Here is a 24,215-nt window from a genome sequence, read left to right as displayed (position 1 = left end):
CCCTCATGGAACGGTTCAATAACAAAAAAATTCTCTTAAGTTTTCTTATTGCTATTCCCTTTTTCTTCGGTGGATTTATCCCCAATGAAACGATGATGCCAGCCTTTAGGATGAAAAAAATCGTGTTAGATGCGGGACATGGAGGAAAAGATCCAGGAAATCTCGGTTCCAGGTCCAAAGAAAAGGACATCAACCTCGCCGTGACGCTTTTGGTTGGTAAGTATATCAAGGAAAACATGCCGGATGTAGAAGTGATCTATACCCGCGATGACGACAGCTTCCCGGAATTGAAAAAACGTCCCCAGATCGCCAACAACAACAAGGCTGATCTCTTTGTGTCCATTCATTCCAATTCTGCTCCCAATAAGTCCGCCTACGGCACGGAGACCTTTGTGATGGGTACCAAAAACTTTGAAGCCAATTTCGATATTGTCAAAAAGGAAAACTCGGTAATCCTTCTGGAAGAAAATCATGAGGAAGAATATGAAGGCTTTGATCCGACATCTCCCGAATCCTACATCATGTTTAACCTGATGTCCAAGGCTAATTTCACTAACAGTGTAACGTTGGCAGACCATATAGAAACCCAATTCCGAGATCGCGTAGGAAGAAAAAGCCGTGGTGTTAAGCAAGCGCCTTTGTGGGTTCTCTGGACTACATCGATGCCTTCGGTTCTAGTTGAGGTTGGCTTTTTGTCTAACTCTACGGAAGAGCAATTTTTGATGACCAAACAGGGTCAGGAATACATGGCTTCCGCGATCTATAGATCAATCAAGCAGTATAAGGAGGAAATTGAGGCGAATTGATTGAGTCAAGCTGCCCTTTAAGCATTCAAGCCCTTTTCTTCGCGGAAAAGGGCTTTTCTGTATCTTAGCTTTTCGGCTTTCCGTGAAAAGAAGGTCAATAGCATTCATTGTTTTCCAACTAGACGAGTTACCGGAATGGAGAAAATAGCCCAGACTTGGGAGGATTTGCTTGCTCAGCTGCATCAAAAATCAGCTGAAGTGAAGCTTGGTGGGGGAGAAGCCAGAATAGCCGCTGAACATAAAAAAGGGAAATTGACGGCCAGGGAGCGCATCGACCATCTGGTAGACAAGGACGCCCGTTTTCTGGAAGTAGGGGCTTTTGCCGCGGACGGAATGTACGAGGAGGAGGGAGGATGTCCATCCGCTGGAGTGGTCGTCGGGATAGGATATGTCAGCGGAAGAATGTGCGTGATCGTAGCCAACGACGCCACTGTAAAGGCCGGAGCCTGGTTTCCAATGACAGCCAAGAAAAGTCTAAGGGCTCAGGAAATTGCAATGGAAAACCGCCTGCCGATTATTTACCTTGTCGATAGCGCGGGGGTTTTTCTGCCTATGCAGGATGAGATTTTTCCAGACAAAGAGCATTTCGGGAGGCAGTTTCGCAACAATTCCAAGATGTCTGCCATGGGCATAGTGCAGGTCGCAGCGATCATGGGAAGCTGTGTGGCAGGAGGAGCTTATTTGCCAATCATGTCCGATGAAGCGCTTATCGTGGACAAAACCGGGACTATCTTTCTTGCAGGCTCCTACTTGGTCAAGGCAGCCATCGGTGAAAGCATAGACAACGAGACACTGGGTGGCGCCACCACCCACAGTGAAATTTCCGGCGTAACGGACAACAAATACGATTCGGATCAGGAATGCCTCGAGGCGATTCGCAGGATTTTTTCAACTCTCGGTGAAAATCCCAAGGCCGGCTTTGATAGGACAGCCGCGAAAGAGCCGAGTCTCTCGGGAGAGGAACTTCTGGAAGCATTCCCACTCGAAAGGGTGAAGCCCTATGAAATGCTGGAAATCATCGCCGGATTGGTGGACGGAGGCGAGTTGGACGAGTATAAGAAAGACTACGGAAAAACCCTCATCTGCGGCACGGCCCGCATCGAAGGTTGGGCGGTGGGAATCGTTGCCAACCAGCGCAAAGTTGTGAAGACCGCCAAAGGCGAAATGCAGATGGGTGGCGTGATCTATTCCGACTCGGCGGACAAGGCGGCCCGGTTCATTATGAACTGCAACCAACGTAAGATTCCGCTGCTGTTTCTGCAGGATGTGAGCGGATTTATGGTGGGATCCAAAGCGGAGCATGGAGGAATCATTAAAGACGGAGCGAAAATGGTCAACGCAATGGCCAATTCCGTCGTCCCGAAGTTTACGGTCGTACTTGGCAACTCCTACGGCGCGGGTAACTATGCGATGTGCGGCAAAGCATACGACCCACGACTGATTTTCTCCTGGCCAACGGCCCAAATGGCCGTGATGTCTGGCTCATCCGCAGCCAAGACCTTACTCCAGATCAAAGTTGCTTCGCTCAAAAAAACCGGAAAAGAAATCTCAGAAGAGGAAGAAAGCAGGCTTTTTGAAGAGATTACCAATAAATATGAAGAGCAACTGAGTCCGTACTATGCCGCTGCGAGGCTGTGGGTGGACGGGGTGATCGATCCTAGGGATACCCGCCAGGCGATCAGCATGGGGATCGAGGCCGCCAACCATGCTGCAATTTTGGAGAGATTTAATGTAGGCGTGATACAGACCTGAACCTTTTTATTAATTTAAAGAAAGTGAACTAGCACAAGTATGAGTGAATTGACCCCCGCGCAGCTGGACGCATTGGTTTCCCTGTTGGACGATCCTGATCTGGAGGTGAAAAACCACGTTCGGGACAAGATCATTTCTTTGGGCGCAGAGATTATTCCATTCTTGGAGCAAAAATGGGAAAGCAGCTTCAATCCCGAAGTGCAAAAGGAGATCGAAGAGTTGGTTCACGACTTGCAGTTTTCTCTCGTAAAGTCTCGGCTGGAGGAGTGGAAAAATACCGAAGATCGTGACCTGCTGACTGGGCTCTGGATTGTAAATACCTACCAGTATCCGGATTTGGACTTTGCGAAGCTCAATGCGGAAATGCATCAGATCTATTTCGAGGTCTGGACTTCCTTCAAAAATGACTTGCAACCCTACGACCAGATCAGGATTATCAACAATGTCTTGTTCAACACACTTAGGTTTTCCGCGAATACCAAAAACTTCCACTCTCCCGGCAACAGTATGCTTTCTACGGTGCTGGACACCAAACGGGGAAATCCGATCAGTCTTTGCGCGATCTACCTGCTGGTAGCCAAAAAGCTGGGCCTGCCTATTTATGGGGTGAACCTTCCGAATCTTTTTGTCCTCACCTATAAGTCTGCGGACATCACCTTCTACATCAATGCCTTCAACAAGGGCCTGATCTTTAGCCGACAGGATATCTTCAACTATCTGGAGCATCTCAAGATCGAACCGCGGGACAATTTCTTTGAGCCCTGTGCCCATCTGGACATTATTCTCAGGTCACTGAGAAATCTCGGAAATGCTTTCGAAAAGCTCGGCGAGGCCAACAAAGTGGAAGAGGTGCGGGAAATGATCGCGATCCTGGAAAATCAGTAAGTCCTGAGGTTGCAGCCTACAGCTCTCACTTGGGCGGGAGTACTAGTTTCGCCTCTTAGGATTTGGTTGAGGGCCCGCTCAAGATGCTTTTCGCTCACTGCGGTTTCGGCTTGGGGATTGTTGTCGATAGCGCCTCGATAGGCGACTTCAAGACCATTTTGTCCTTTGACCAGCACGATGACCTCGGGGATTTTTGTGATGCTAAACTGTTTGGCCCATACTTGGTTTTCGTCGATAAGGTAGGCCATGTTTAGCCCGCTTTGGTCGATGTGGTTTCTTAGGGGAAGCTGATCTGCTTCGGTAGTTCCTACCTCGGGATTTACTAGCGCAAAACCGATTCCCTGGTTTTGGAAGGTCGATTTGAGAGCTTTCAGCCGACCTTCGTACATCTTGGTAAAGGGACAATTGAGGCTGTGAAACACCAGCACGATTCCTTTTCCGCTTACCATCGAGCCGAGGGTTTTGCTGGAGCCGCTGACGGCATCCACGGCGGACAGTTCGGCGAAATTCTGGGCAAGGGCGGAAAAAGTCAGCGAGATGAAAAGAAGAAATGCGGTAGCTGGGTTTTTCATGGATTACCAAATCGTATAGGTCAAGATAACATTTTCTAGCTGCCTTACTTCGACGGTATAGTGATGGTCGGCAAATTCCGTCCCCCTGATCCTGCCTTTGATCCGAGTGGTATTCACGTCAAAAGGATCGAGCAAGATGTTGTCCCTAAAGGAAACTCCCTTCCTTCCTTGGCATTTGAAAATGGACTCTTTCGCCGACCAGGCCATAGTATAGTGCGCCGGGTCCTTTTCGAGAAAATCCAGCTCGGAGCTGTCCAGAAAGCGGAAGCCTATCTTCAGGATTTTTTCCCTAACCAGATCCATGTCAATCCCTACCGGCTGCTCCCGGTGGAAGATGGCACCGGCAAAGCCGGGAGTGTGGGTCAGTGAGACGTATCCCTGTCCATTCATTGCGTGTGATTTCCCATGTTCATCTTTGAAAAAGCCGGGATAAGGTACCTGAAGCGCTTCCAGTGCGTCGTGGATAGCTATGCGGGCGGTGGCCCATTCCTTTTTCTTTTCAGGATGGGAAATGTTGGCAAACGAGAGCCTTTCCCGAAAACTAAGGAAATCAAGCTCATGACTCTCCACCACTCCGATAATCTTCACGGCAAGGGCTGAGGAAGAATCAATTTTTTCTATTTTTGTTTGCATAGGCCAAAAGGGCGCCGCTGAGTGATCGTCCAATATATGTCAAAAATCCAAGTAAATAAATTACACACGCTGACCGGCCACAACGACTGCATCTATGCGCTGGTGGAGGGGAGTGATCCCCGTTTTTTTTATACAGGGGCGGGTGATGGAATGGTCGTAGAGTGGGATCTTGATCAACCGGAAGATGGGCGTCTGATCGCCAGACTGCCGCATTCTGTCTATGCCCTGGCAGTCGACCATGAGCGAAACCAACTGATCGTAGGCCACAATTTCGAAGGCATCCATGTCATCGATCTCACGGCCAATAAGGAGATCTGGAGTTTGAAGCTGACAGACCAGGCGATCTTTGATATCAAAGTCTATGGAAGTGATATCCTGATCGGGACAGGCGACGGCCTGCTCATAGTCGTGGATACGGTTGATCGTTTTGTCAAAAAACATGTCAAGCTCTCTTCCAAAAGTATCCGTGTGATGGCTATCGCTACAGAAAAAAAACAACTGGCGATAGGCCTGAGCGACCACAGCATCAAGATTCTGGATTTGATGGATGACTTTCAGCCATTAGCCAGTTTGACTGGCCACACCAATTCTGTCTTTGCCTTGGCATACTCTCCGGACGAAACGCAGCTCGCGTCCGGCGCGCGTGACGCCCAGTTGAAATTCTGGGAAACGGAGAATTACACCCTCACCGAAAACGTCATCGCCCACATGTATGCCATTAATTTTTTATCTTTCAAAGAAGACGGGAAGTATCTGGTCACCTGCTCGATGGACAAGTCCATCAAAGTCTGGGATGCAGTCAATCCCAAACTTTTGAAAGTCATTGACAAGGCCCGAAATGCAGGGCACGGCACCTCTATCAACAAAGTGCTTTGGAGTACCTATTCTGATGATGTCGTCTCCGTGTCAGACGACAGGACCATTTCTATCTGGAAAATTGAAGCTGAAACCCTATGAAATCTAGCATGTCTATGTCTGACTACGGTGGAATGATGATCTCCCATGCGAGACTCCATGTGGCAATTAAAAAACAACTATAAGCACATGAAAATATCCCCAACTGCCATTCGGCAAAAAGCGTTTGAAACAGCGTTTAGAGGTTACGAGAAAAAAGAAGTATCTGCGTTTCTTGAAGAAATGAGCGTAGCTATGGAGCAGATCAACCAAGAAAATCTCGATCTCCGCTCCAAACTACAGCAGGTGGAGGCGGAGGCGAAGCGGTTGAAAGACGTGGAGGATTCACTTTTTCGAACCCTAAAAACGGCGGAGGACACGGGAGCCAGCATCATTACAGAAGCGTCAGAGGCTGCAGACCAGATCATCTCGGAGGCAAATTCCATCGCCGAGCAAGCCACCAAGCAGGCTACCCAGTATGCACAGCAAGTACAAAAGCATGCCGAGGATCAGGCAAGGATCATCACCTCGGCCGCGGAGGCCAAAGCAAAATCAACCATCAAGGAAGTACGCGAAAGCATGCGGAGCCTGATCAGAAGCTACGAAGGGCTACTCGATCAGCGTGAAGCTTTGGTGAAAAGCCTGAAGCGTCTTTCCCAAGATGCGCTTAATCAAATAGAACTTTCTGACGCGCATTTTTTCAGGATTGATGGCAAAGCCTATCAGCGTGCCATGGAGGAGTTGAGCCATTCCAACCATTTTACCGTCGCCAATATTGCGGCGCTGACGGAGGATCCAAACCAGCATGCGGAAGAAGACATGGCCAGCGCCACGCTAGACGAGGAAACCCAGGAGACCATCACCGCGATGGAGCATGAGCTGGAGGAAAAAGGTGAACTTCCTGTCCTAGTGGAGGAAACAGAGGAAATAGAAGAAGTGGTAGAGGAGGAGCCTGTCCAGGCGAGTGCTCCCGAGGAGGCAGTTCATCAGATAGAAGAAGAGATGGAAATCCAAGAGGAGGTTCCCGCAAAAGTTGAGGAAAAAAGACAGGCCGAACCTCCAAAGCCCGAGACACCGAAAAACTCCTCTGGCTCATTCTTCGACCAATTTGACTAATGGGGAAGGTAGCACTGGAGGGGATAGAGTTTCATGCCTACCACGGCGCCTATCCCGAAGAATCCATCTTGGGAAACCGGTTTACGCTCGATCTGGAACTGGAGACGGATTTCAGAGAGGCGATGCTCCACGACAGCCTCAAGGACACCGTGGACTACGCCAAGCTCTATCAACTGATCAAAGCTAGGATGGACGTGAAGGTAAAATTACTTGAGCACCTCGGGCACCGGATCATCACCGATATCCTCGAAGTATATCCTCAGGTGAAATCGGTACGACTCACCTTGAAAAAACATCATCCGGCACTTGGTGGGATCGTACAGTACTCGGCTGTAACTGTCTGTTATCCGGAGGACTTTGGCTAAAAACCTTTATGTACAGCAGAGCTGAGACTTCCAAGATCAGGGCTGATTTTTGGACTGCCTTTGGACAATACATGAAGCCAGTACCCAACGCGCAGAGAAGGCGCATCAACTGGCCCAATTACCGCACAGGAGTCAAAGACATCTACTTCAGGATGCGAGCGGAGCGGGACTATGCCTCGATCGGAATAGAGCTGGGACATGCTGACGAAGAGATGCAGGAACTTTTTTTTGACCAGTTTGTCCAATTGAAAAAGCTTTTCTCAGCCAGTGTGGGAGAAGAATGGGACTGGAAGCTGCATGCCAAAAACGAAATGGGGCAGACCGTATCCAAGATCGAGACTATTATGCCCAATGTCAACGTGATGGAACGGGAAGACTGGCCAAAGATCATTTCTTTTCTCAAGCCAAGAATTATCGCATTGGATGAATTTTGGGACAATGTGAAGCCTGGGTTTGAGGATTTTTAAAAGAGAAAAGGATGACTTTCTATTGGAAAATCATCCTTTGAGAGAGAGTGGGGAATTTCTGTAATTCTCTATTTCAATCCCGCAATCAACTGATCCAATGCAGTTTTGATCTTCTTGGTATTCAAGACTTCATTGGCGGTCAAAACCCCAGTTCCGGTTCCCATCCAGAGCACTTCGTTGGTTTTTGCATCTTGGATGAGGAAAATCACTTTGCCGTATTGTCCTGATTCTTTTTTTGGTGGCGAGTAGGCTGAATTGTCTGTCAAACCCACAGTGGAAGAAAAACCAAGCTTTTCAGTTTCAAAATTGACTGATGAAATGGCTGTTTGAACCAGGAGATCTGGATTTTCGCTTTGCACCAAAAATCCGTTTTCAATCAGTTTATTTTCAAATAGACGATTTAGCTGGACAATGTCTTTTGGAGCATCGGTTTGTTCAATGACTTTAAATGTCTTCTTATTCGCAAGTTCAGCAGATTTGCTGACCTGATCATAAACCAATTGCTCTGTGGATTTATTGCCTTCATTCGCAGTGGCGGAGTCAGTGGATTTACAGGAAGTAAAGGCGAAAATAGCGATGAAAAGTAACAGGAGGTTTTTCATGGACTTTGGGTTTGGTTGAAAATTAGAGTAATTCACGATTCGTTTAAAATCTAGTTTAAAAAGTTAGCTGTCAAATGTTTACAGCTCCTTTTTGGTTAGCTTAAACACCTCTATCCGCCGCTCTCCTTTTTCCGTTAACGCGAGGCTGATGATCAATTCATTGCCCTTTCGCTCGTAAGTAAGTCCGTTAAACCAAGCGGCATTTGGGCCAAGTTCCACAAGTTTAAACGTTGTCCATTTTTCCTTTTCCTCCCATCCCGTCAGATCCGGGTTGAAGTGCTTCAGCTTCACCGAGACGCTTTCACCATCTTGGACAATATTCATGAACTCGGAAAAGACCAATTTCCCCTCGCTCCAAAAACGGAACGTCCCGATCATATGCCCATCTGCGGCTGGCAGCCATGCCTCCTCGCAGTCCCCGCCCAGACCCGTTCCTGTCCAAAATCCAGCGAGCCAATTGAGCTCTTCGACTTTCGCCTTCCCGGGCGCTTGATCGGCTTCCAGCTGGCGGACTTGCGAATTGGCGAAATGACCAATTGTCAGAAATAAGGTGAAGGTGAGGAGAGTTTTCATAGTGCCGGGAGTAAGGCACTGAAATTAAAAAAATAATCAGATATCGTGGCGTTTTGGGAGGTCGGGGTTGACAAAAGTAAATCCCCTGGCCTCGTCGCCTTCGAAGAAATCAATCTGCATTCCCATCAAAAACATAAAATGTTTTTTCTCAATCAATACGCGGATTCCGTCAACCTCAAACTGCTGATCTTCAGGCTTTGGTTTGTCAAATCCCAAGGCGTAAGACATGCCGCCACAGCCTCCGCCTTTCACCCCGACCCGAAGAAAATAATCCGATGGGATGTTTTTGTTGGCCATGATGTGCTTGATCTCGGCCTCGGCCTTCTCGGTGATGGAAATAGGAATCAGCATGCGGGGAAAATCGATTTTGCGGGTTTTTGGTTCGCAATTTGGATCAAAATTATCGAATCGGCCGGTTTTTTGACAAGCCATAAATGCTGATATTCGAAGCAAATACTCACAATGGATTACATACTCGACTTGTTGAAAATCATCCTGCCGGCGGGCATCGTGCTGTATGGGATGTATTTGGTGGTGGTTTCTTTTCTTTCCAAAGAGCGGGAAAAGCTGCTGGTGGATCTCAAAACCCAGAACACCCAGATTGTCCTCCCCATTCGCCTCCAAGCCGCCGAGCGTCTTTGTTTGCTCTTGGAGCGTGTCTCCCCAAATAATCTGGTCAGAAGATCCAATCCCAGCCAATTTACGGCTGCCGAGCTTCATCCCATGCTCTTGGCGGAAGTCAGGGAGGAGTTTAACCACAACCTTAGCCAGCAGGTTTACTTTTCTGACGAGACTTGGGAAGCCGTGCGCCGCGCCATAGAGGATGTGGTCACGCTGCTAAACTTGAGCAGACAAAGTCTCGAAGCGGAATCGAGCGGTATGGAATTGGCTAGGGCCATCTTTGCCCAATCCCTCGATCAAAAGAACGATGCCATCACCTTTGCGCTCAGGAAAGTGAAATCCGAAATCCAACTTTATTTCTAATCCTATGGAAACAACCAGTAAGACGGCAGAAATGATAGAGAGGGCAAAGGCGCTTTTTGGCAAACAGGTCGACATGATCGTCCGGCAAGAGCAGAAGGTAGTGGAGCTGGTACAGAATGTTGGCGAGAAGCTGGCTAAGCTGGCCCAAAACCCCAAAGTCAAACGACTTACCGAGCCGGTTCAGATTTTTATCAGAATGATAAGGGCGCATTTCAAAGGGGAACACAAGATTTCTTTTGGGACGCTTGGCTTGATCGTCTTGGCGATGGTTTACTTCCTTTCCCCCATAGATTTCATTCCGGATTTTCTGGGATTCTTTGGTTTTGCAGATGACTTATCCATCGTTTTGGCGGTCTACGCGAAAGTGAAGGATGAAGTGGAGGTTTTTTTGGAATGGGAAAAAAGCAAGCTTTGAACACTTGTCACCCAATTTATCGAGTAAAATCATGGAACATGTATTGGGGCCAATCACCCGGGAAATATTCAATAGAGGTCTGTCGTATCAGGATTTCAAGAAACTGACGGACCAGTTGGTCTTAGAAGGTAAAACCACCGGAGCCAATCAAAGCCAGGCCTATCTGGAATACACTCGGCTCAACCAGCAGCGCATGCACCGTTGGGACAAGACCCTGAAGGTCTCCGCCCGAATGGCAGAACTGGTCCAGTCCATATCAGAGCATCAAGCCTGGACGGTCATCACCGAGGCCTGGTGCGGCGATGGCGCACAGTCCATTCCCTACATCGCCCGACTGGCGGATCTCAACCCGAATATCGAGCTGAAAATCATCATGAGGGACGAATGCCCGGAAGTGATGGATGCCTATCTGACCAACGGAGCCCGGTCGATTCCAAAGCTGGTGGCTATGACGGCCGATTTGGTTTGTGAGCTTTTCACCTGGGGCCCTAAGCCAACCTACCTGATTGAGAAACAAAAGGCCTACAAGCACGATTCGCAGGGAGTGTCCTATCAGGACTATTCCGCTGAAGTGCATCTCTGGTATGCCAAAAACAAGAACCATGACCTCGAGCTGGAGCTCTATCCCTTAATTCAGTCTTCTTTGATCTTATGAAAATCGCCCTAATTTCCGGTACCTCAGGCTTGGTCGGTATGCAGTTGCTACATCAGCTCTTGAACAGAGGCGAGTATTTGTGGATCATCAGCGTTGGGAGACGGAAGCTCGCTATCAAGCATGGCAAATTGATCCAAATCGAAGGTGATCTGGCTAAAATCATTGACTGGGACTGGGAGGAAAAGATCAAGGAGCAGTCACTCGGAGGCGAGTACCATGAGTTGATCAGTGCCATTTCGGGAAAGACCGCGGAAATCCACGCATTTTCAAGCTTGGGTACCACGATTAAAGTTGCGGGTTCCAAGGAAAAGTTCTACGCAATAGACCACGATCTGGTGCTTGGCTTTGCAAAGTGGGCCAAGGGATTGGGCGCGGAAAAATTCCTTTTCGTTTCCGCAATGGGTGCCGATACGGGTTCCTCTATTTTCTACAACGAGGTCAAAGGGAAAACAGAGGAGGATCTCAAAACCTTGAAATTTGGTTATTTGGGCTTATTCCGGCCTTCGCTTCTGCTGGGAAATCGCCACGAGTTTAGGTTCGGTGAGCAGGTGGCGACGATTCTGATGAAGCCATTGGTGTGGCTAAAGCTGGCAAAGAATATTCGGCCCATCTATGACTATCAGGTCGCCAAGGCCATGGTCCTCACCGCAAACCAATCCAAATCCGAGCCGATGGAAATCATCACTTCCGGCCAAATGCAAGACCTAACCCAATGATTGTAGTAATACAGCGAGTTTCCGAGTCTTCGGTGAAGATTAATGGAATGATCAAATCTGAAATCGGAGAGGGAATGATGATTCTCTTGGGCATTGAGGATGCGGATACCCATGAAGACATTGATTGGCTTTCCAGGAAAATTGTTAATCTGAGAGTCTTCCCCGATGAAAACGGAGTGATGAATCGAAGCGTACTTGACGCAGGAGGCGATATTTTGCTGATCTCACAATTCACGCTCCATGCCAGCACCAAAAAGGGCAATCGTCCTTCTTACATCAAGGCCGCCAAGCCGGACTTCGCCATTCCCATGTATGGAAAAATGATTGCCGCTCTTGAGGCCGAGTTGGGCAAGTCTATCAGAACAGGAGAGTTCGGAGCCGATATGAAAGTCAGCCTTGTCAACGACGGTCCGGTGACAATCATGATTGATTCGAAAAATCGGGTTTAGCTCGATTACAGAGCAGGACAGACGGTAGTTTGAAGAGCTTATTTTTAAGTAAATATCCTCATCCGATGCCGATCCTTTTAATCTTTCAGCTGCTGTTGCTCTTTTGGGAAGCATTTTTTGGAAGTCTTTCTTCGAAGGATTCTCCTAATTCATTCCAATCTGAATCACCCAATTTGGTATTCATCTTGGCGGATCAATGGAGGGCCCAGGAAATGGGCTATGCAGGGAATTCCCAGATTTTGACCCCGAATTTGGATAGTTTGGCATCGCAAAGCCTCATTTTTGAAAATTCCATTGCAACGCTTCCTGTTTGCGCTCCTTGGCGGGCGAGTTTCCTGACAGGGCAATATCCACTTACGCATGGGATTTTTTACAATGACAAGCCCCTTCCAAACGAAGCGCTCACATTGGGGGAGATCTATCAGGCCGCTGGCTACAAAACGGGATATATAGGAAAATGGCACCTCAACGGACATCAAAAGGGCGAGGATCCCTTTAGCGGTCGAGACAAACCCGTTCCTGCTGATCGGAGACAGGGTTTTGAATACTGGAAAGTCCGTGAGGTAACACATAACTACAACAACAGCTTTTACTTTGACGAAAAGAACGAGAAGCATTTTTGGCAGGGTTATGACGTGTTTCCTCAAACAGACAGCGCGATCAGCTTTATCTCAAAGAACAAATCCAAACCCTTTGCTTTGGTATTGTCGTACGGCCCTCCTCATGACCCTTATTTTTCTGCTCCGGAGCAGTTTAAAAAGCTCTACGGTGCTTCCAAGTTGCAGTTGAGGCCAAATGTGCCGGAGGAGTTTCAAGACAGTGCAAGGAAGGTTTTGGCCGGATACTACGCCCACGCCGCAGCAATCGATCATGCAGTAGGGAAGCTGCTTCGCTCCCTGGATAGTTTGGGAGTTTCAGACAACACCTTGGTGGTATTTACCTCAGAGCACGGCGACATGCTGATGTCCAAGGGAGTGTTGAAAAAACAAAGGCCTTGGGATGAGTCCATAAAAGTCCCTCTTTTGATTCGATATCCGGAGAAATTGGGGGAGTCTTCGCGGCGACTACGGAATCCAATCGGAACTCCCGATTTGTTGCCGACAATCTTGGGTCTGAGTGGAATCAACATACCTGTTTCCGTCGAAGGGGAGGATTTTTCCAAAGAACTTTTGGCAGGAGAGGAACTATCTTCGGAAGCTGCATTGATTATGCTTCCTGTTCCTTTTCATGAATGGCAATTTTCAAACGGAGGGCGGGAATACCGAGGTATCAGGACCGCCCGTTATACCTATGTAAAAGATCTACAGGGTCCTTGGTTGCTTTATGATAATCAAACGGATCCTTTTCAGCTTAGAAATTTGGTGAACAATCCCCAATACATGGGATTGCAAAAAGAATTGGAGGCGGTTCTCCAAGCCAAGTTGGATGAACGAAAAGATGGGTTTTTGCCAGCGGATGACTACATGACGCAGTGGCACTATTTGTACGACCGGACGGATAGCATCCGACCGGTCGATTATTTGTCACGAAACAGATTTCCTTAATTCAGAAATGCTTCCAGCCTTGGGCTTTGAGTTGCACGGCTGTGCCGCTTTTGGTCACTAGAAACTTGCCCTCTTCAGCTTTGGTGATGTGGCCAATGAAGTGGATGTCGGGATGCTTTTCCAGCTGCGCAAAATCTTTTTGGTCAATAGTGAAGAGCAATTCGTAGTCCTCGCCGCCGTTTAGCACGCAGGTGATCGGGTCAATATTCAGCTCCACGGCAGTATCAAAAGTCTGCTTGTCGATGGGAAGTTTGTCTTCATAGACGGTGGCTCCGACATTGGAAGCCTTGCAGATGTGGAAAATCTCCGAAGCCAATCCGTCTGAAATGTCCATCATGCTGGTTGGCACCACGCCAATTTCTCGCAGTTCGTGGATGATGTCCATCCTTGCGTCGGGCTTTAGCTGGCGGCCGGTTACCACACCATATTTCTCCAAATCCGGTTTCATGTCGGGATTGGCTAGAAACACCTGCTTTTCGCGCTCGAGGATTTGCAAGCCGATCAGCGCGGAACCTAGATCGCCCGTGACACAAAGAATGTCATTGACCTTGGCTCCGGATCGATAAGTGAGCTGTTCTTTTTGGGCTTGGCCAATGGCCGTGATCGAAATTACCAATCCTCCTCTGGAGGCAGTGGTGTCTCCGCCAATTAGGTCCACTCCATAGTGGTCACAGGCAGCGTTGATTCCCTGGTAAATGGCATCCACAGCCTCGACAGAAAATCGGTTGGAAAGTGCGATGCTGACCGTGATTTGGGTTGGGATGGCATTCATCGCTGCGATATCCGAGACATTGACTGCCACAGCTTTGAACCCGACATGAGTCAACGGTGCGTAGGAAAGATCAAAATGCACTCCTTCTAAAAGCAAATCCGTAGTTACCACTTTGACGTGGTCACCTGCATCGATCACTGCGGCATCGTCGCCGATCCCTTTGAGTGTGGAGGCGTTTTTTAGGATTACATTTTTGTTCAGATGATCTATCAGGCCAAACTCACCCAATTCACTGATTTCTGTACGTTTATCAGACATGATTTATGATTTACGATGCTTCGACAAAGCTCAGCACAAGTTTTTGATTTACGATTTACGAGGTTTCGACGCCAGTCCTGTCGGATTGGCAGGCACTGAGCACCAATTTTTGAATTACAATCCGGTTTTTTTCAGATTTCTCACTTCAGCTTTCTGAATACCCTAACTGCTCACTGCCCACTGCGACTGCCTACTGTTCCTGGCACAATTCCACCAGCACGCCATTCGTGCTTCTGGGATGCAAAAATACCACTAATTTATTGTCTGCGCCCAGTTTTGGCACTTCATTGAGGATTTCAAACCCTGCTTCTTTTAGTCGGCTAACTTCCATCCCTATATCTTCCACATCAAAGGCGATATGGTGCACACCCTCCGGTCTCTTGTCCAGATATTTGGCAATCGGACTGTCCGGCCTAGTGGCTTGGAGCAGTTCAACTTTCGTTTCGCCCACCTGGAAAAAGCTGGTTTCCACCGCCTCGCCATCGACGATCTCGGTTTTGAAATGAGCTTTTCCCAAAAGCTTCGCAAAAAGCTCGTTGGATTGCTCGAGATTTTGGACGGCTATTCCGATATGTTCGATTTTCCTCATCGCCATTGATTTTGTATCTTTGCAGCTGAATCTTTTTGGGAGAAAGCCTGTTTCAGACTTATCTTCACTCAACCTAAAAGTAAGGGTAAAATTATGATAATCGTTTCTGACAAGGCCAAGGAGAGAATTCTCGAGCTTAAGAAAGAGGAAGGCCGCTCCGAAAATGAGAATGTCCGCGTTTCCGTGAAGGGCGGAGGCTGCTCCGGTCTTATGTATGACCTGGGCTTTGATGCTAACATCGTGGAGACAGACCACGTCTTTGAGGACAAGGGCGTGAAGATCCTGGTTGACCGCAAGAGCCTACTTTATCTGGCCGGAACGGTCCTTGAGTTTTCTGACGGATTGAATGGAAAGGGTTTCCAGTTTATCAATCCCAACGCAAGCCGAACTTGTGGCTGCGGCGAAAGTTTCTCTGTCTAGCATTTCCATCCATTTTGGAACTCTGAAAGCAGCACTATTGGGCTGCTTTTCTTTTTTGGGTCTTTTCTCGAGTTGGGAAATCAAGCAACTCGACAAAGCCGTCATCAAGTCGCTGGAGGCATTTTTCGAATTTGGCTAAGCTAATTAGCTCCCAATCCTTACCTTTGCGAGCGTCAAAAAAACCTGAATATGGAAGCCCAAATCAAAAACGTCCCTCTCAACGACCTGCACATCGCCCTCGGCGGCAAGATGGTGCCCTTCGCCGGTTTCAACATGCCTGTGCGCTACAGCTCCGACAACGAAGAGCATCTCTGTGTGAGAAATGGGGTGGGGGTTTTCGATGTGTCCCATATGGGAGAGTTCTTGGTAGAAGGACCGGAGGCCCTCAATCTGATCCAAAGGGTAACTTCCAATGACGCTTCCAAGCTTGTGGTCGGTCAGGCTCAGTATTCCTGCTTTCCTAATGAAACTGGTGGGATAGTCGACGATTTGATTGTTTACAAGTTTGGCGACGAGAAGTATATGCTGGTGGTCAACGCCTCCAATATCGACAAGGATTGGGCTTGGGTCAACAAGCACAACAGCATGGGTGCCATGCTGACTAATGTTTCAGACGAGTATTCACTTTTTGCCGTGCAGGGACCGAAGGCCATCGAGGCGGTGCAGTCGCTGACTCCAGTCAGCCTTTCCGAGATCAAATTCTACCATTTCACGGTGGGGGAATTTGCGGGAATCCAGGATGTGATCATTTCCGGGACGGGCTACACAGGAGCTGGAGGCTTTGAGATTTATGTTAAAAACGCCGATGCTGAACATGTTTGGAAAGCCATTTTCGAAGCGGGGAAGGATTTTGATATCAAGCCGATTGGTTTAGGCGCGAGAGATACTTTGAGGTTGGAAATGGGCTACTGCCTGTACGGCAATGACATTACCGATACTACCTCACCTTTGGAGGCAGGCTTGGGATGGATTACCAAATTCACCAAAGACTTCACCAATTCAGAAGCCCTGCTTAAGCAAAAGGAAACTGGCGTTTCCCGTAAGCTCGTAGGCTTTGTGATGCAGGAAAGAGGGATTCCAAGGGGACATTACCCAATTGTAGACGCAGCTGGTGAAGTAATCGGCGAAGTGACCTCCGGTACGCAATCTCCAAGCATGGGCGTAGGTATTGGAATGGGCTATGTAAAGACCGAATTCAGCAAGCCGGGAACGGAGATTTTTATCCAAATCAGAAATAAAAACCTGAAGGCGCTGGTTGAGAAACTGCCTCTGCTGAAAGCCTGATGAGAAAAGTAGAAGTTTGCTTCAGTCCCGAGCTGATTCATTTGCATGAGCTGGAAGGAAAGATCGTAGTGGTTGTTGATATTTTCCGCGCAACTTCCACGATGGTTGCGGCGATTGCAAATGGAGTGAAGGAGATTCTTCCTTTTCCGGATTTGGAAAGTTGCAGACAGATGCAGCAAAAGGGATTTCTAATCGGTGGGGAGCGAAATGGCTTGACAGCCCCAGGATTTGAGATGGGGAATTCGCCGATCGCGTATCTCAAGGAGAACCATTCTGGACGGAGTCTTGCGATGACTACCACCAATGGCACCCAGGCAATTGAAAAATCTAAACAGGCCAGCCAAATCCTGATCGGTGCTTTTCCGAATCTTCAGGCGACTGTGTCATATATTCAGAGCCAAGACGAAGATGTTTTGATCCACTGTGCGGGTTGGAAAGGGCATTTCAACTTGGAAGATTCGATTTTTGCTGGGGCAATGGTGAAATCTCTGGAAGCTACGCACGTGACTGAGGACGATGGAGCGATTGCGATGAAGCAGCTCTTCGAAAAAGCTGGACACGATCTCTCGGGATTTTTGTCCCAAGCCTCCCATGCCAAGCGACTTCAAAACCACGGGATCGAGCACGACATCGACTTTTGCCTGAGTTTTGACCTTTATGATTTGGTCGTGAAAGTGAACCCTGAAGGTTTCTTGGTGAAAGTTTAAGCCGCTCATAATCCAAAAGACATTAATGGCCCTACCAATCGGAGGGCTGTTTTGCTAAGTTGCTGAATGTTTGTATTATTAGAACCCACAACAAAACAGCTACCATGTTCGATCTTTTTTGGAGTTTCTTCAATGTGGCCTTTCTGGTAGCATTTGTCTATTTTTTGTTCAAACTAGTGCGTAGGGCGATTCTCCAATTGCCGGATCGTCAAAGTCTATTGGCTACTCCGGTGTTGACTATTGGGTTGATAGCTTTTCTGGCTGGATTAGGAGAAAGTGCGCCCGAAAAAGGAAAGACTATTGGAAGAGAATTTACTGCAGAACATCAGACGGTTAAACTGACGTTGGCGAATAGACTACATGTGACTTTGGTGAAAAATAATTCGGATGGACGCGTCGATCCCGGACTTTCTTATTCCATAGTTTCCGGTTTTGTTCTTGGGAGAAAATGGAATCACCTTGGCATAAAAGAAAAAAATGGTCAAATCGCGATTTTGGGCCACATGAAATACAATTTGTTGGGTTGGGAAATCATGGGCTTTTCTCGGGAAATCCCGCTTTAATGGTAGAACAATTTTCCCTCGGCCAGCGCGGGAGCTGAGCTTCCCTACTTCAGCTTCTCATTGTTGCGATGCCGGTCTTGATCCCGGATGTTTTTCTTTTCTAGGTTCTTTTTCCAGGCCTCCGTCAGGTCCACGCCGGTTTGGTTGGCCAGGCAGATCAGCACCCAGAGTATGTCGGCCATTTCATCGCCCAGATCTTTTCCCTTGTCGCTGTCCTTGAAGGACTGCTCGCCGTAGGTGCGGGACATGATCCTCGCCAGTTCTCCGACTTCTTCCATGAGAATGGCCGTATTAGTCAGTTCGTTGAAGTATCGGACGCCAACAGTCTTAATCCATTCGTCGACTTTGGTTTGGGCTTCGGAGAGGGTGATGTCTTGGTTCATGGGGGTTGGTGATTTTTGCGACTTGAAAATAGTGGTCGCATAAGGGGAATCCAAGCGATTTGCTCCCATGGGCTTTTTCTGCACATGTCTTTTTGACCGTTCTTATTCCTAGGTCGCAGCAATTACCAATCTTGTTTTGGCTCTCCGCCAAATATGGGTTACTTCAAGGATCAAACCCCAACCCCTATGAAAAAACTAACCTTGTACATTTTTCTGGTTTTAATGGTTTTTTCCTGTGCTGAGAAAAAGAAGGAAAAGACTTTGCCCAGAATCGCAATCGCAGGACTCGCTATCGAGTCGAGTACTTTTTCACCTGCCCGATCCACAACGGCTTCATTCCGGGTGAGGACGAGTGAGGAGATTTTTTCCTATTACCCCTTTATGGAAGCTGACTCAGCGGATAGGAAGCGTGCCGAGTGGTTTCCTACGTTACGTGGACACGCCATTCCCGGGGGGATGGTGACCCGCCATGCCTATGATTCATTGGTGGGAGTGACACTGGAGATGCTAAAGGCTAATCTTCCCTACGATGGGCTCTTCTTCGATATTCATGGGGCTATGAGCGTGGAGGGACTGGACGATCCGGAGGGAGACTTCATCACTAAAGTTCGTGATGTGGTTGGCTACGAAACCGTCATTTCTACCTCCATGGACCTTCATGGCAATGTTTCTTTGGTTTTGGCGGAAAATTCTGACCTGATCACCTGCTACCGCATGGCACCTCATGAAGATGCTTTGGAATCCAAAAAGCGCGCAGTTGAAAATCTGCTGGACCGATTGGAAAGCGGTAAGGGCAAGCCTGGCTACAAAGCTTGGATTCCAGTTCCTATTTTGCTTCCCGGTGAAAAGACTAGTACGAGGATCGAGCCGGGCAAAGGCCTCTATTCAAAAGTAGATCCGGAGACCAAGAAGGTTGGAGTCATAGACGCGGCGATCTGGATTGGCTATGCTTGGGCGGATGAGCCTCGAAACCACGCCGTGGTAATGGTGACGGGTGACGATCAAGCTCAAGTAAAAGAATCCGCAGAATACTTGGCGAAGAGCTTTTGGGATGTTCGATCTCAGTTTGAATTTGTCGCACCGGTAGCGAGTCTGGACGAAAGTTTGGACATGGCTTTGAAGAGCGACAAGCAACCGTTTATGATTTCCGATATGGGTGACAACCCCACAGCGGGAGGTGCTGGAGATGTGACTTGGACTCTTCACGAGCTGTTGAAGCGCCCCGAGTTCAAGTCAGAAAATGGGCCAGAGTTGATCTATGCATCGATACCTGGTCCAGAATTGGTAGAGAAGGCGCTTGCCGCTGGTGTAGGTGGCAAGGTGGAAGGCGAGGCTGGAGCAGCAGTGGACAGCCGATTTGCCGGCCCGGTGAAACTTTCCGGAACTGTTGAAGCCATCAAAGAAGGGGATAAAGATGCTGGGACAGAGGTAGTCATCAAAGTGGGCTCACTGAAAGTGATCGTGACTTCCAAACGCAAGCCCTATCACAATGAGAAGGATTTTACCGATCTGAACCTGAAGCCGAGAGAGGCTGACATCGTCATGGTCAAGATTGGATACCTCGTGCCGGAGCTGTACGATATGAGGGGAGATTGGATCATGGCGCTGACGCCAGGCGGTGTGGACCAAGATCTGGAACGCTTGGGCTACAAAAGGATTGACAGACCAATGTATCCGCTCGATAAAGACATGGCTGATCCAGATCTTACGGCGAAGTTTATTCCCGTTTCTGGAACCTCCAAGTAAATTCAAGAAGCCGGACGGAAGTCCGGCTTTTGCATTTTTGATTTATGAAGTGCGATCTGCGAGGCTATCCTTGTATCAATAACCTCTCAATTTTAGATAGGAGGTGGAAGGATTGTCCTTGTCTTTGGCACCGGACATCGGACACCCGACTTCCTACTTCCCAGCCCAACAACTTCCTCACTTCTCTTTATGCTTGACGGGCAGCTTCATGAAGATGTTCCTCACGGCCATTTTGAGGTCTGATTCGAGGTCGGTTTCAAAGGAGATCTCCTCCTGGGCCCAGCCTCTCCAAATGAGCTTCCCTGTTTTGGGTTCATACATTTCTATGCTCAGCACACCTTCTTCATAATTGTACTGCGTAACCTGACCTCCTGAAACTGGCATTGCTCCACCGACATAGTAGCCCGGGCCGCCAAAGCCGACTCCCACGCTTACAGTTGGGGATTGATTGTACTTCACCCGGTTTTCTATCTCCGTATCAAACTTGAAGACCGCATCGGGATTGTCCACGTCGAGCTTGAAGCCTTTTTTCACCAATTCTTCGTTGGCCAAGTCCAGAATGTAGCGTGCGTAGCGATTTTGTCCCTCCTTATTTTCTTCGGCGATCTGTTCTAGATTTACCCAAGCATAGGTTTTATAGCTGTCCAATTCAACTCCTTTTGCCTTATAGGAATAGGTTTGCATGATGGAACCGCATGATGACAAGGCGGTGGACAGAAGTATGGCGGCAATGGTGTTTTTTAGCAGGTTCATTTTCAAGGTGATTTTGACGGGATCCAAAAAATCAGAGGATGGCCAACGGCCATCCTCTGTTGTGTTAAGCTAAGTCGGGCATTAATTTCCCATAAAGACGTATCCAATATTGAAGGACAAATAGGATTGGGAGGAATCAAAATCTCCTGCAGCAAGTCCCATATTGTATTTCACTGCCAAGGATACCCCTGCATATCTGTTGAGAGAATACATGAATCCCACCTGCGGGGCAAAGGCAAAACTCCAAGCATCCTCCGTAAGTCTATAGATACCCATATCTGTTGCCCTTTCTGTATAGATTGTGCCAACTCCAAGCCCAATGAAGGGATTCATATCTTCCCCTGGCTTCAAATAGTAGTCGGTAGCTACCATCAAAGGGACGCTGTTTACATAACGATATTGCTTGCCGGAGATGGACCTGTTGTCCATCGTGTAGGTGTCAAATGGTCGCTCGTCATAGAAAACGTTCCAGCCGGAGTAGAACCCCACGCCGACATTGGGCTGTACCATCCTTCTATAGTCTATCGTAAATCCTCTGCCGCTGAAAGTGGACGCGTAGTCGCCCAGATCACCGGTGCCTAATCCCATGGAATACGATACAGTCGTCATGCTTTGCGAATTCGCGTTCCCAGCGAAAACCATGACCAAAAATGCGGCTATAATTAGAAATTTTTTCATCGCTATAAAGTTGATTAGTTGGTCTTCAAATAAGGGGACTGTTCAAATGCCTGATTAATCGCATCCGTTATTCTGCTGACGTTGTTTGATCCGGAAGCAAGGCCATTTCCGATCATCATCCAAGCCACCGGCGCTCTGTCCACGGGATTATCTACATTAGGATCTGCCATATTGATGACCATCGATCCTGTAGTGATGCTGGAGATGGTGTAGTAGGGAGGATAATACCAACCCCAACCCGGATACCATCCGCCCCACCACCAGTCATACCAGTAGCTATAGAAGTAGGTTGTGTTTTTGAAAGCTGCGGGAGTAAGAACTACATCTGGGCTGGCGCTGATCGCTACCTTTGTCCAGCCATATTCGGACATCTTTGCGTCGATGGTCTGAAGGATAGGAGTCGCATAGACATCCCTCATGTACACATAGGAGGTGTCGCCATTTTCTATCTCCACATCCACGACAATGCGGTCAGGAAGCGCATAGGTTTGCCGAGAGGCAAAGTCAAATTCACTGTCGTGTTGGGTAAAAGTGATGTCGGTGTCTTCATAGTAGTCCGGCCCATCCGGATAGCAGCTCCAAAGTCCGATTGCGGCTGCGAACACGAGCATAAGCGTTGAAAATTTGCTTTTCATTTTTTTGTAGTTTAAGTTTTCAAAATAGTATAAGGTGGATTAGTTATCATAAAGTAAGGCGTTGAATTTGGCGAAATTCATGATTAAAGTCATTTTTGATAATAAAATTCTGGGATGATATCCGATTTAAATAAAAATACTGTTTTGAAAACTTATTATTAGTCTTGCGGCCATGATGAATCCAAAACCCCAATCTGTCGATGAGTATTTTTCTTGGTTTTCGGGAGAAATATTGGAAAAGCTCCAAGCAATTAGAGCCAGAATACTCAAGGAAATCCCTGAGGCAAAAGAGGTGATAAGCTACCACATGCCTGCGGTCAGGACGTCGGAAGTGCTGGTCTACTATGCGGTAGCCAAAAATCATATCGGGTTCTATCCAACCAATAGTGGAGTCAGCGAATTCAAGAAAGAACTCGAAGGCTACCAGACCAGCAAAGGGGCTATCCAATTTTCCCATGACAAACCCCTGCCTCTGGACTTGATTGCAGAAATAGTCAAATTCAGGTTTTTTGAAGTTCAGGCAAAAGCCGCTAAAAAGAAGAAAGTTTAATCCAGTGCCTTTGGCAGCACTGCGAGAAATCGATCGATCTCCAGCTTTGAGTTATAGATGTGGGTAGATACTCGAATCCCGTTTGTTCTTCCTTCCGGTACCTGCCTTATTCTAAACCCAGTCTCCCCCAACTTATTTCCCACAGATTGATAATCGGTCTTTTTGGGTCGGATTGTCAACATGCAAATCCTCGATTGCGGTTCTGTGGGCGAGAGAATATTAAGCCTGTCGCCTAGCTCCTGCATCCCTTCAAAAAGATATTGGTTTAGCTCTCGGATTCTTGCTTCGACGCGTTCCTTTCCTATCTCGATATGGAACGCTGCCGCGGCAGATACGCCCTTCATCAGTGAGGTACTTTGAGTTCCATAGTCATATCGGTGGGCATTTTCGATATAGCCTTCGAGTACGGGAGGATTGCTGAATAAGTCCCAGCCTAAGTCTCCGCCAGCGCCGAAATGTAGTGGCTGTAGGCTGTCCATGGACTCGCTCCGGACATAGAGAAACCCCGTGCCGGCAGGACCCAGCATCCACTTGTGACAACATCCGGCATAAAAGTCGCACCCCAGGTCTTGAAGGTTTAAGCCGAAGGTCCCAGCGCCGTGTGCTCCATCAATGGCTGTTAAGATGCCCTTGTTTCTTGCAAATTCCGAGATTTCTTTGATGGGAAAAACCAAACCAGTGGTACAGGTTACGTGGGGAATGGCAATGACCTTGGTCTTGGGAGAAATCAAGGACTTGATCAGTTCGAGATTTTCCTCCTGCGTGAGGAGCGGGGAAAAAATTTTTGGAACTATTCCATGCAGCTTGGCCCTATTTAGCCAAGGCAGGGCATTTCCCGCGTGGTCTTGATTAGTCATGATCACCTCGTCACCTCTTTCCAACTCAATGCCCCAAGCCATAATATTGATTCCCTCTGTGGTGTTGTGGGTAAGGGCAAGGTCAGAAGTGTTCACTCCAAGAAAGGCAGCCAATTTTTCCCTTTCCGGACTAGTGCTGCCATACTCTCCCGTAGTGTTGATTTCCGTCAAGGAAGATTCCAGCGCTTTTTGGACCACAAAGGGGGCGGGGCCGAAGGTTCCGTTGTTGAGATACACACGATCCTTGGTTAATGGAAACCTGGCTCTAACCTGAGCCCAAAAATCCTCTCCCTGTAAAGATGGATCAATCGGATTCGAAGTAGGCCCACTTAGGGAGTTGAAAGAAACCAGACTTGGAATTGCGATCCCTGCACTGAGTTTTTGGATAAATTGACGTCTGCTCTTCATGCTGTAAACGGAATATTACTGGAAGTCTGGGGAGATGGAGCGGAGGGAATTGGAATTCTGGTTTGTCTAATGTAATTATTTCCATCAAAACTTGGCGTGGATTCGGCTTATCCGTGAAGAATTGCAGAATGAGTGTGGAGAATTCCAATTTTAGAAGTTACCAGTTCCTTAACCCTGCCGAGTC

General features: G+C 48.0%; 31 protein-coding genes. 19 read left to right on the top strand and 12 right to left on the bottom strand.

The window, feature by feature from the left end; all coding sequences use genetic code 11:
- The first annotated feature begins 5 nt into the window (after window positions 1-5).
- From J0A67_RS12175 to J0A67_RS12165, 3 genes are all read left to right on the top strand, one after another.
- Window positions 6-806 (top strand): N-acetylmuramoyl-L-alanine amidase family protein, encoded by an 801-nt coding sequence (locus J0A67_RS12175; RefSeq protein WP_206569599.1) that lies wholly within the window; start codon window positions 6-8, stop codon window positions 804-806.
- Window positions 807-941: 135 nt separating this feature from the next.
- Complete coding sequence (locus J0A67_RS12170) at window positions 942-2,558, top strand: acyl-CoA carboxylase subunit beta (protein WP_206569598.1); 1,617 nt, start codon at window positions 942-944, stop codon at window positions 2,556-2,558.
- Between the two features lie 39 nt (window positions 2,559-2,597).
- Window positions 2,598-3,443: a transglutaminase-like domain-containing protein gene (locus tag J0A67_RS12165; RefSeq protein ID WP_206569597.1), complete on the top strand. Its 846-nt coding sequence runs from the start codon at window positions 2,598-2,600 to the stop codon at window positions 3,441-3,443.
- Here the strand turns inward: J0A67_RS12165 and J0A67_RS12160 are convergent.
- Both J0A67_RS12160 and J0A67_RS12155 read right to left on the bottom strand, forming a co-directional pair.
- On the bottom strand, window positions 3,437-4,015 hold the full coding sequence (locus tag J0A67_RS12160) for a redoxin domain-containing protein (protein WP_206569596.1): 579 nt from the start codon (window positions 4,013-4,015) through the stop codon (window positions 3,437-3,439). The genes J0A67_RS12165 and J0A67_RS12160 overlap by 7 nt on opposite strands.
- A gap of 3 nt (window positions 4,016-4,018) precedes the next feature.
- Window positions 4,019-4,648, bottom strand: a complete 630-nt coding sequence (locus J0A67_RS12155) for a 4'-phosphopantetheinyl transferase family protein (RefSeq protein WP_206569595.1) — start codon at window positions 4,646-4,648, stop codon at window positions 4,019-4,021.
- 36 nt (window positions 4,649-4,684) lie between these two features.
- Between J0A67_RS12155 and J0A67_RS12150 the strand changes: the two genes are divergently transcribed.
- From J0A67_RS12150 to J0A67_RS12135, 4 genes are all read left to right on the top strand, one after another.
- Window positions 4,685-5,605 carry a WD40 repeat domain-containing protein gene (locus tag J0A67_RS12150; RefSeq protein WP_206569594.1) on the top strand — a complete coding sequence of 307 codons (921 nt, stop codon included), beginning with the start codon at window positions 4,685-4,687 and terminating at the stop codon, window positions 5,603-5,605.
- An 87-nt stretch (window positions 5,606-5,692) separates the two neighbouring features.
- Window positions 5,693-6,658 carry a DivIVA domain-containing protein gene (locus J0A67_RS12145; protein ID WP_206569593.1) on the top strand — a complete coding sequence of 322 codons (966 nt, stop codon included), beginning with the start codon at window positions 5,693-5,695 and terminating at the stop codon, window positions 6,656-6,658.
- Window positions 6,658-7,023 carry a dihydroneopterin aldolase gene (gene folB, locus J0A67_RS12140; RefSeq protein ID WP_206569592.1) on the top strand — a complete coding sequence of 122 codons (366 nt, stop codon included), beginning with the start codon at window positions 6,658-6,660 and terminating at the stop codon, window positions 7,021-7,023. The genes J0A67_RS12145 and folB overlap by 1 nt, the downstream gene beginning before the upstream one ends.
- Before the next feature lie 8 nt (window positions 7,024-7,031).
- A complete protein-coding gene (locus J0A67_RS12135; RefSeq protein ID WP_206569591.1) occupies window positions 7,032-7,490 on the top strand; it encodes a DUF4268 domain-containing protein in 459 nt (152 codons plus the stop codon).
- Between the two features lie 68 nt (window positions 7,491-7,558).
- Here the strand turns inward: J0A67_RS12135 and J0A67_RS12130 are convergent, their stop codons facing one another.
- From J0A67_RS12130 to J0A67_RS12120, 3 genes are all read right to left on the bottom strand, one after another.
- Complete coding sequence (locus J0A67_RS12130; RefSeq protein ID WP_206569590.1) at window positions 7,559-8,092, bottom strand: DUF4136 domain-containing protein; 534 nt, start codon at window positions 8,090-8,092, stop codon at window positions 7,559-7,561.
- A 78-nt stretch (window positions 8,093-8,170) separates the two neighbouring features.
- Entirely contained in the window at window positions 8,171-8,665 is a 495-nt protein-coding gene (locus J0A67_RS12125; RefSeq protein WP_206569589.1) for a DUF6265 family protein, read from the bottom strand.
- 36 nt (window positions 8,666-8,701) lie between these two features.
- Window positions 8,702-9,016 carry a HesB/IscA family protein gene (locus J0A67_RS12120; protein ID WP_206569588.1) on the bottom strand — a complete coding sequence of 105 codons (315 nt, stop codon included), beginning with the start codon at window positions 9,014-9,016 and terminating at the stop codon, window positions 8,702-8,704.
- Window positions 9,017-9,127: 111 nt separating this feature from the next.
- On the opposite strand from J0A67_RS12120, the gene J0A67_RS12115 reads away from it, so the two are divergent.
- From J0A67_RS12115 to J0A67_RS12090, 6 genes are all read left to right on the top strand, one after another.
- Complete coding sequence (locus J0A67_RS12115; protein WP_206569587.1) at window positions 9,128-9,649, top strand: DUF7935 family protein; 522 nt, start codon at window positions 9,128-9,130, stop codon at window positions 9,647-9,649.
- A 4-nt stretch (window positions 9,650-9,653) separates the two neighbouring features.
- Entirely contained in the window at window positions 9,654-10,064 is a 411-nt protein-coding gene (locus J0A67_RS12110; RefSeq protein ID WP_206569586.1) for a YkvA family protein, read from the top strand.
- A gap of 31 nt (window positions 10,065-10,095) precedes the next feature.
- On the top strand, window positions 10,096-10,719 hold the full coding sequence (locus tag J0A67_RS12105) for a thioredoxin family protein (RefSeq protein WP_206569585.1): 624 nt from the start codon (window positions 10,096-10,098) through the stop codon (window positions 10,717-10,719).
- A complete protein-coding gene (locus J0A67_RS12100) occupies window positions 10,716-11,435 on the top strand; it encodes a Rossmann-fold NAD(P)-binding domain-containing protein (protein WP_206569584.1) in 720 nt (239 codons plus the stop codon). Before J0A67_RS12105 ends, J0A67_RS12100 begins: the two co-directional genes overlap by 4 nt.
- A complete protein-coding gene (gene dtd, locus J0A67_RS12095; protein ID WP_206569583.1) occupies window positions 11,432-11,884 on the top strand; it encodes a D-aminoacyl-tRNA deacylase in 453 nt (150 codons plus the stop codon). The genes J0A67_RS12100 and dtd overlap by 4 nt, the downstream gene beginning before the upstream one ends.
- 65 nt (window positions 11,885-11,949) lie before the next feature.
- Entirely contained in the window at window positions 11,950-13,428 is a 1,479-nt protein-coding gene (locus J0A67_RS12090; RefSeq protein ID WP_206569582.1) for a sulfatase family protein, read from the top strand.
- A 1-nt stretch (window position 13,429) separates the two neighbouring features.
- On the opposite strand, the gene thiL is transcribed toward J0A67_RS12090, so the two are convergent.
- Together thiL and mce are read right to left on the bottom strand one after the other, a co-directional pair.
- The gene (gene thiL / locus J0A67_RS12085; protein ID WP_206569581.1) at window positions 13,430-14,458 is read right to left on the bottom strand and encodes a thiamine-phosphate kinase; all 1,029 of its coding nucleotides are present in this window, start codon (window positions 14,456-14,458) and stop codon (window positions 13,430-13,432) included.
- A gap of 190 nt (window positions 14,459-14,648) precedes the next feature.
- Window positions 14,649-15,047, bottom strand: a complete 399-nt coding sequence (mce, locus tag J0A67_RS12080) for a methylmalonyl-CoA epimerase (RefSeq protein ID WP_206569580.1) — start codon at window positions 15,045-15,047, stop codon at window positions 14,649-14,651.
- A gap of 93 nt (window positions 15,048-15,140) precedes the next feature.
- Between mce and J0A67_RS12075 the strand changes: the two genes are divergently transcribed.
- The 4 genes from J0A67_RS12075 to J0A67_RS12060 all read left to right on the top strand — a co-directional run bounded on the left by J0A67_RS12075 (window position 15,141) and on the right by J0A67_RS12060 (window position 18,021).
- A complete protein-coding gene (locus J0A67_RS12075; RefSeq protein WP_206569579.1) occupies window positions 15,141-15,467 on the top strand; it encodes a HesB/IscA family protein in 327 nt (108 codons plus the stop codon).
- A 189-nt stretch (window positions 15,468-15,656) separates the two neighbouring features.
- Entirely contained in the window at window positions 15,657-16,751 is a 1,095-nt protein-coding gene (gcvT, locus tag J0A67_RS12070) for a glycine cleavage system aminomethyltransferase GcvT (RefSeq protein WP_206569578.1), read from the top strand.
- A complete protein-coding gene (locus J0A67_RS12065) occupies window positions 16,751-17,458 on the top strand; it encodes a 2-phosphosulfolactate phosphatase (protein WP_206569577.1) in 708 nt (235 codons plus the stop codon). Before gcvT ends, J0A67_RS12065 begins: the two co-directional genes overlap by 1 nt.
- Before the next feature lie 104 nt (window positions 17,459-17,562).
- Window positions 17,563-18,021, top strand: coding sequence for a hypothetical protein (locus J0A67_RS12060; RefSeq protein ID WP_206569576.1), 459 nt, complete (start codon window positions 17,563-17,565; stop codon window positions 18,019-18,021).
- Between the two features lie 44 nt (window positions 18,022-18,065).
- Here the strand turns inward: J0A67_RS12060 and J0A67_RS12055 are convergent, their stop codons facing one another.
- On the bottom strand, window positions 18,066-18,404 hold the full coding sequence (locus tag J0A67_RS12055; protein ID WP_206569575.1) for a nucleotide pyrophosphohydrolase: 339 nt from the start codon (window positions 18,402-18,404) through the stop codon (window positions 18,066-18,068).
- Between the two features lie 186 nt (window positions 18,405-18,590).
- On the opposite strand from J0A67_RS12055, the gene J0A67_RS12050 reads away from it, so the two are divergent.
- Entirely contained in the window at window positions 18,591-20,150 is a 1,560-nt protein-coding gene (locus J0A67_RS12050; protein WP_206569574.1) for a M81 family metallopeptidase, read from the top strand.
- Window positions 20,151-20,327: 177 nt separating this feature from the next.
- On the opposite strand, the gene J0A67_RS12045 is transcribed toward J0A67_RS12050, so the two are convergent.
- The 3 genes from J0A67_RS12045 to J0A67_RS12035 form a co-directional block, all read right to left on the bottom strand.
- On the bottom strand, window positions 20,328-20,903 hold the full coding sequence (locus tag J0A67_RS12045; protein WP_206569573.1) for a DUF4136 domain-containing protein: 576 nt from the start codon (window positions 20,901-20,903) through the stop codon (window positions 20,328-20,330).
- 81 nt (window positions 20,904-20,984) lie between these two features.
- The gene (locus tag J0A67_RS12040) at window positions 20,985-21,581 is read right to left on the bottom strand and encodes an OmpW family outer membrane protein (protein ID WP_206569572.1); all 597 of its coding nucleotides are present in this window, start codon (window positions 21,579-21,581) and stop codon (window positions 20,985-20,987) included.
- Window positions 21,582-21,595: 14 nt separating this feature from the next.
- Window positions 21,596-22,216 carry a DUF4136 domain-containing protein gene (locus tag J0A67_RS12035; protein WP_206569571.1) on the bottom strand — a complete coding sequence of 207 codons (621 nt, stop codon included), beginning with the start codon at window positions 22,214-22,216 and terminating at the stop codon, window positions 21,596-21,598.
- A 172-nt stretch (window positions 22,217-22,388) separates the two neighbouring features.
- On the opposite strand from J0A67_RS12035, the gene J0A67_RS12030 reads away from it, so the two are divergent.
- A complete protein-coding gene (locus J0A67_RS12030; protein WP_241265156.1) occupies window positions 22,389-22,766 on the top strand; it encodes an iron chaperone in 378 nt (125 codons plus the stop codon).
- Here J0A67_RS12030 and J0A67_RS12025 read toward each other — a convergent pair.
- Window positions 22,763-24,031, bottom strand: coding sequence for an aminotransferase class V-fold PLP-dependent enzyme (locus J0A67_RS12025; protein ID WP_206569570.1), 1,269 nt, complete (start codon window positions 24,029-24,031; stop codon window positions 22,763-22,765). The genes J0A67_RS12030 and J0A67_RS12025 overlap by 4 nt on opposite strands.
- Window positions 24,032-24,215: the final 184 nt, after the last annotated feature.

This window comes from Algoriphagus aestuariicola, assembly GCF_017254835.1.
In the GTDB taxonomy this organism is placed as follows: domain Bacteria; phylum Bacteroidota; class Bacteroidia; order Cytophagales; family Cyclobacteriaceae; genus Algoriphagus; species Algoriphagus aestuariicola.
The sequence above is the reverse complement of the archived record's forward strand: the minus strand, read 5'-3'. Positions and strand labels throughout refer to the sequence as shown.

Coding starts and splice junctions, on each gene's coding strand:
- folB (WP_206569592.1), top strand. CDS start 6,658: ATGGGGAAGGTAGCACTGGAGGGGATAGAGTTTCATGCCTACCACGGC.
- J0A67_RS12175 (WP_206569599.1), top strand. CDS start 6: ATGGAACGGTTCAATAACAAAAAAATTCTCTTAAGTTTTCTTATTGCT.
- J0A67_RS12125 (WP_206569589.1), bottom strand. CDS start 8,665: ATGAAAACTCTCCTCACCTTCACCTTATTTCTGACAATTGGTCATTTC.
- J0A67_RS12120 (WP_206569588.1), bottom strand. CDS start 9,016: ATGCTGATTCCTATTTCCATCACCGAGAAGGCCGAGGCCGAGATCAAG.
- J0A67_RS12045 (WP_206569573.1), bottom strand. CDS start 20,903: ATGAACCTGCTAAAAAACACCATTGCCGCCATACTTCTGTCCACCGCC.
- J0A67_RS12055 (WP_206569575.1), bottom strand. CDS start 18,404: ATGAACCAAGACATCACCCTCTCCGAAGCCCAAACCAAAGTCGACGAA.
- J0A67_RS12155 (WP_206569595.1), bottom strand. CDS start 4,648: ATGCAAACAAAAATAGAAAAAATTGATTCTTCCTCAGCCCTTGCCGTG.
- J0A67_RS12065 (WP_206569577.1), top strand. CDS start 16,751: ATGAGAAAAGTAGAAGTTTGCTTCAGTCCCGAGCTGATTCATTTGCAT.
- J0A67_RS12060 (WP_206569576.1), top strand. CDS start 17,563: ATGTTCGATCTTTTTTGGAGTTTCTTCAATGTGGCCTTTCTGGTAGCA.
- mce (WP_206569580.1), bottom strand. CDS start 15,047: ATGAGGAAAATCGAACATATCGGAATAGCCGTCCAAAATCTCGAGCAA.
- J0A67_RS12170 (WP_206569598.1), top strand. CDS start 942: ATGGAGAAAATAGCCCAGACTTGGGAGGATTTGCTTGCTCAGCTGCAT.
- J0A67_RS12165 (WP_206569597.1), top strand. CDS start 2,598: ATGAGTGAATTGACCCCCGCGCAGCTGGACGCATTGGTTTCCCTGTTG.
- J0A67_RS12090 (WP_206569582.1), top strand. CDS start 11,950: ATGCCGATCCTTTTAATCTTTCAGCTGCTGTTGCTCTTTTGGGAAGCA.
- J0A67_RS12075 (WP_206569579.1), top strand. CDS start 15,141: ATGATAATCGTTTCTGACAAGGCCAAGGAGAGAATTCTCGAGCTTAAG.
- gcvT (WP_206569578.1), top strand. CDS start 15,657: ATGGAAGCCCAAATCAAAAACGTCCCTCTCAACGACCTGCACATCGCC.
- J0A67_RS12150 (WP_206569594.1), top strand. CDS start 4,685: ATGTCAAAAATCCAAGTAAATAAATTACACACGCTGACCGGCCACAAC.
- J0A67_RS12100 (WP_206569584.1), top strand. CDS start 10,716: ATGAAAATCGCCCTAATTTCCGGTACCTCAGGCTTGGTCGGTATGCAG.
- J0A67_RS12050 (WP_206569574.1), top strand. CDS start 18,591: ATGAAAAAACTAACCTTGTACATTTTTCTGGTTTTAATGGTTTTTTCC.
- J0A67_RS12130 (WP_206569590.1), bottom strand. CDS start 8,092: ATGAAAAACCTCCTGTTACTTTTCATCGCTATTTTCGCCTTTACTTCC.
- J0A67_RS12040 (WP_206569572.1), bottom strand. CDS start 21,581: ATGAAAAAATTTCTAATTATAGCCGCATTTTTGGTCATGGTTTTCGCT.
- J0A67_RS12135 (WP_206569591.1), top strand. CDS start 7,032: ATGTACAGCAGAGCTGAGACTTCCAAGATCAGGGCTGATTTTTGGACT.
- thiL (WP_206569581.1), bottom strand. CDS start 14,458: ATGTCTGATAAACGTACAGAAATCAGTGAATTGGGTGAGTTTGGCCTG.
- dtd (WP_206569583.1), top strand. CDS start 11,432: ATGATTGTAGTAATACAGCGAGTTTCCGAGTCTTCGGTGAAGATTAAT.
- J0A67_RS12035 (WP_206569571.1), bottom strand. CDS start 22,216: ATGAAAAGCAAATTTTCAACGCTTATGCTCGTGTTCGCAGCCGCAATC.
- J0A67_RS12115 (WP_206569587.1), top strand. CDS start 9,128: ATGGATTACATACTCGACTTGTTGAAAATCATCCTGCCGGCGGGCATC.
- J0A67_RS12110 (WP_206569586.1), top strand. CDS start 9,654: ATGGAAACAACCAGTAAGACGGCAGAAATGATAGAGAGGGCAAAGGCG.
- J0A67_RS12030 (WP_241265156.1), top strand. CDS start 22,389: ATGATGAATCCAAAACCCCAATCTGTCGATGAGTATTTTTCTTGGTTT.
- J0A67_RS12105 (WP_206569585.1), top strand. CDS start 10,096: ATGGAACATGTATTGGGGCCAATCACCCGGGAAATATTCAATAGAGGT.
- J0A67_RS12160 (WP_206569596.1), bottom strand. CDS start 4,015: ATGAAAAACCCAGCTACCGCATTTCTTCTTTTCATCTCGCTGACTTTT.
- J0A67_RS12145 (WP_206569593.1), top strand. CDS start 5,693: ATGAAAATATCCCCAACTGCCATTCGGCAAAAAGCGTTTGAAACAGCG.
- J0A67_RS12025 (WP_206569570.1), bottom strand. CDS start 24,031: ATGAAGAGCAGACGTCAATTTATCCAAAAACTCAGTGCAGGGATCGCA.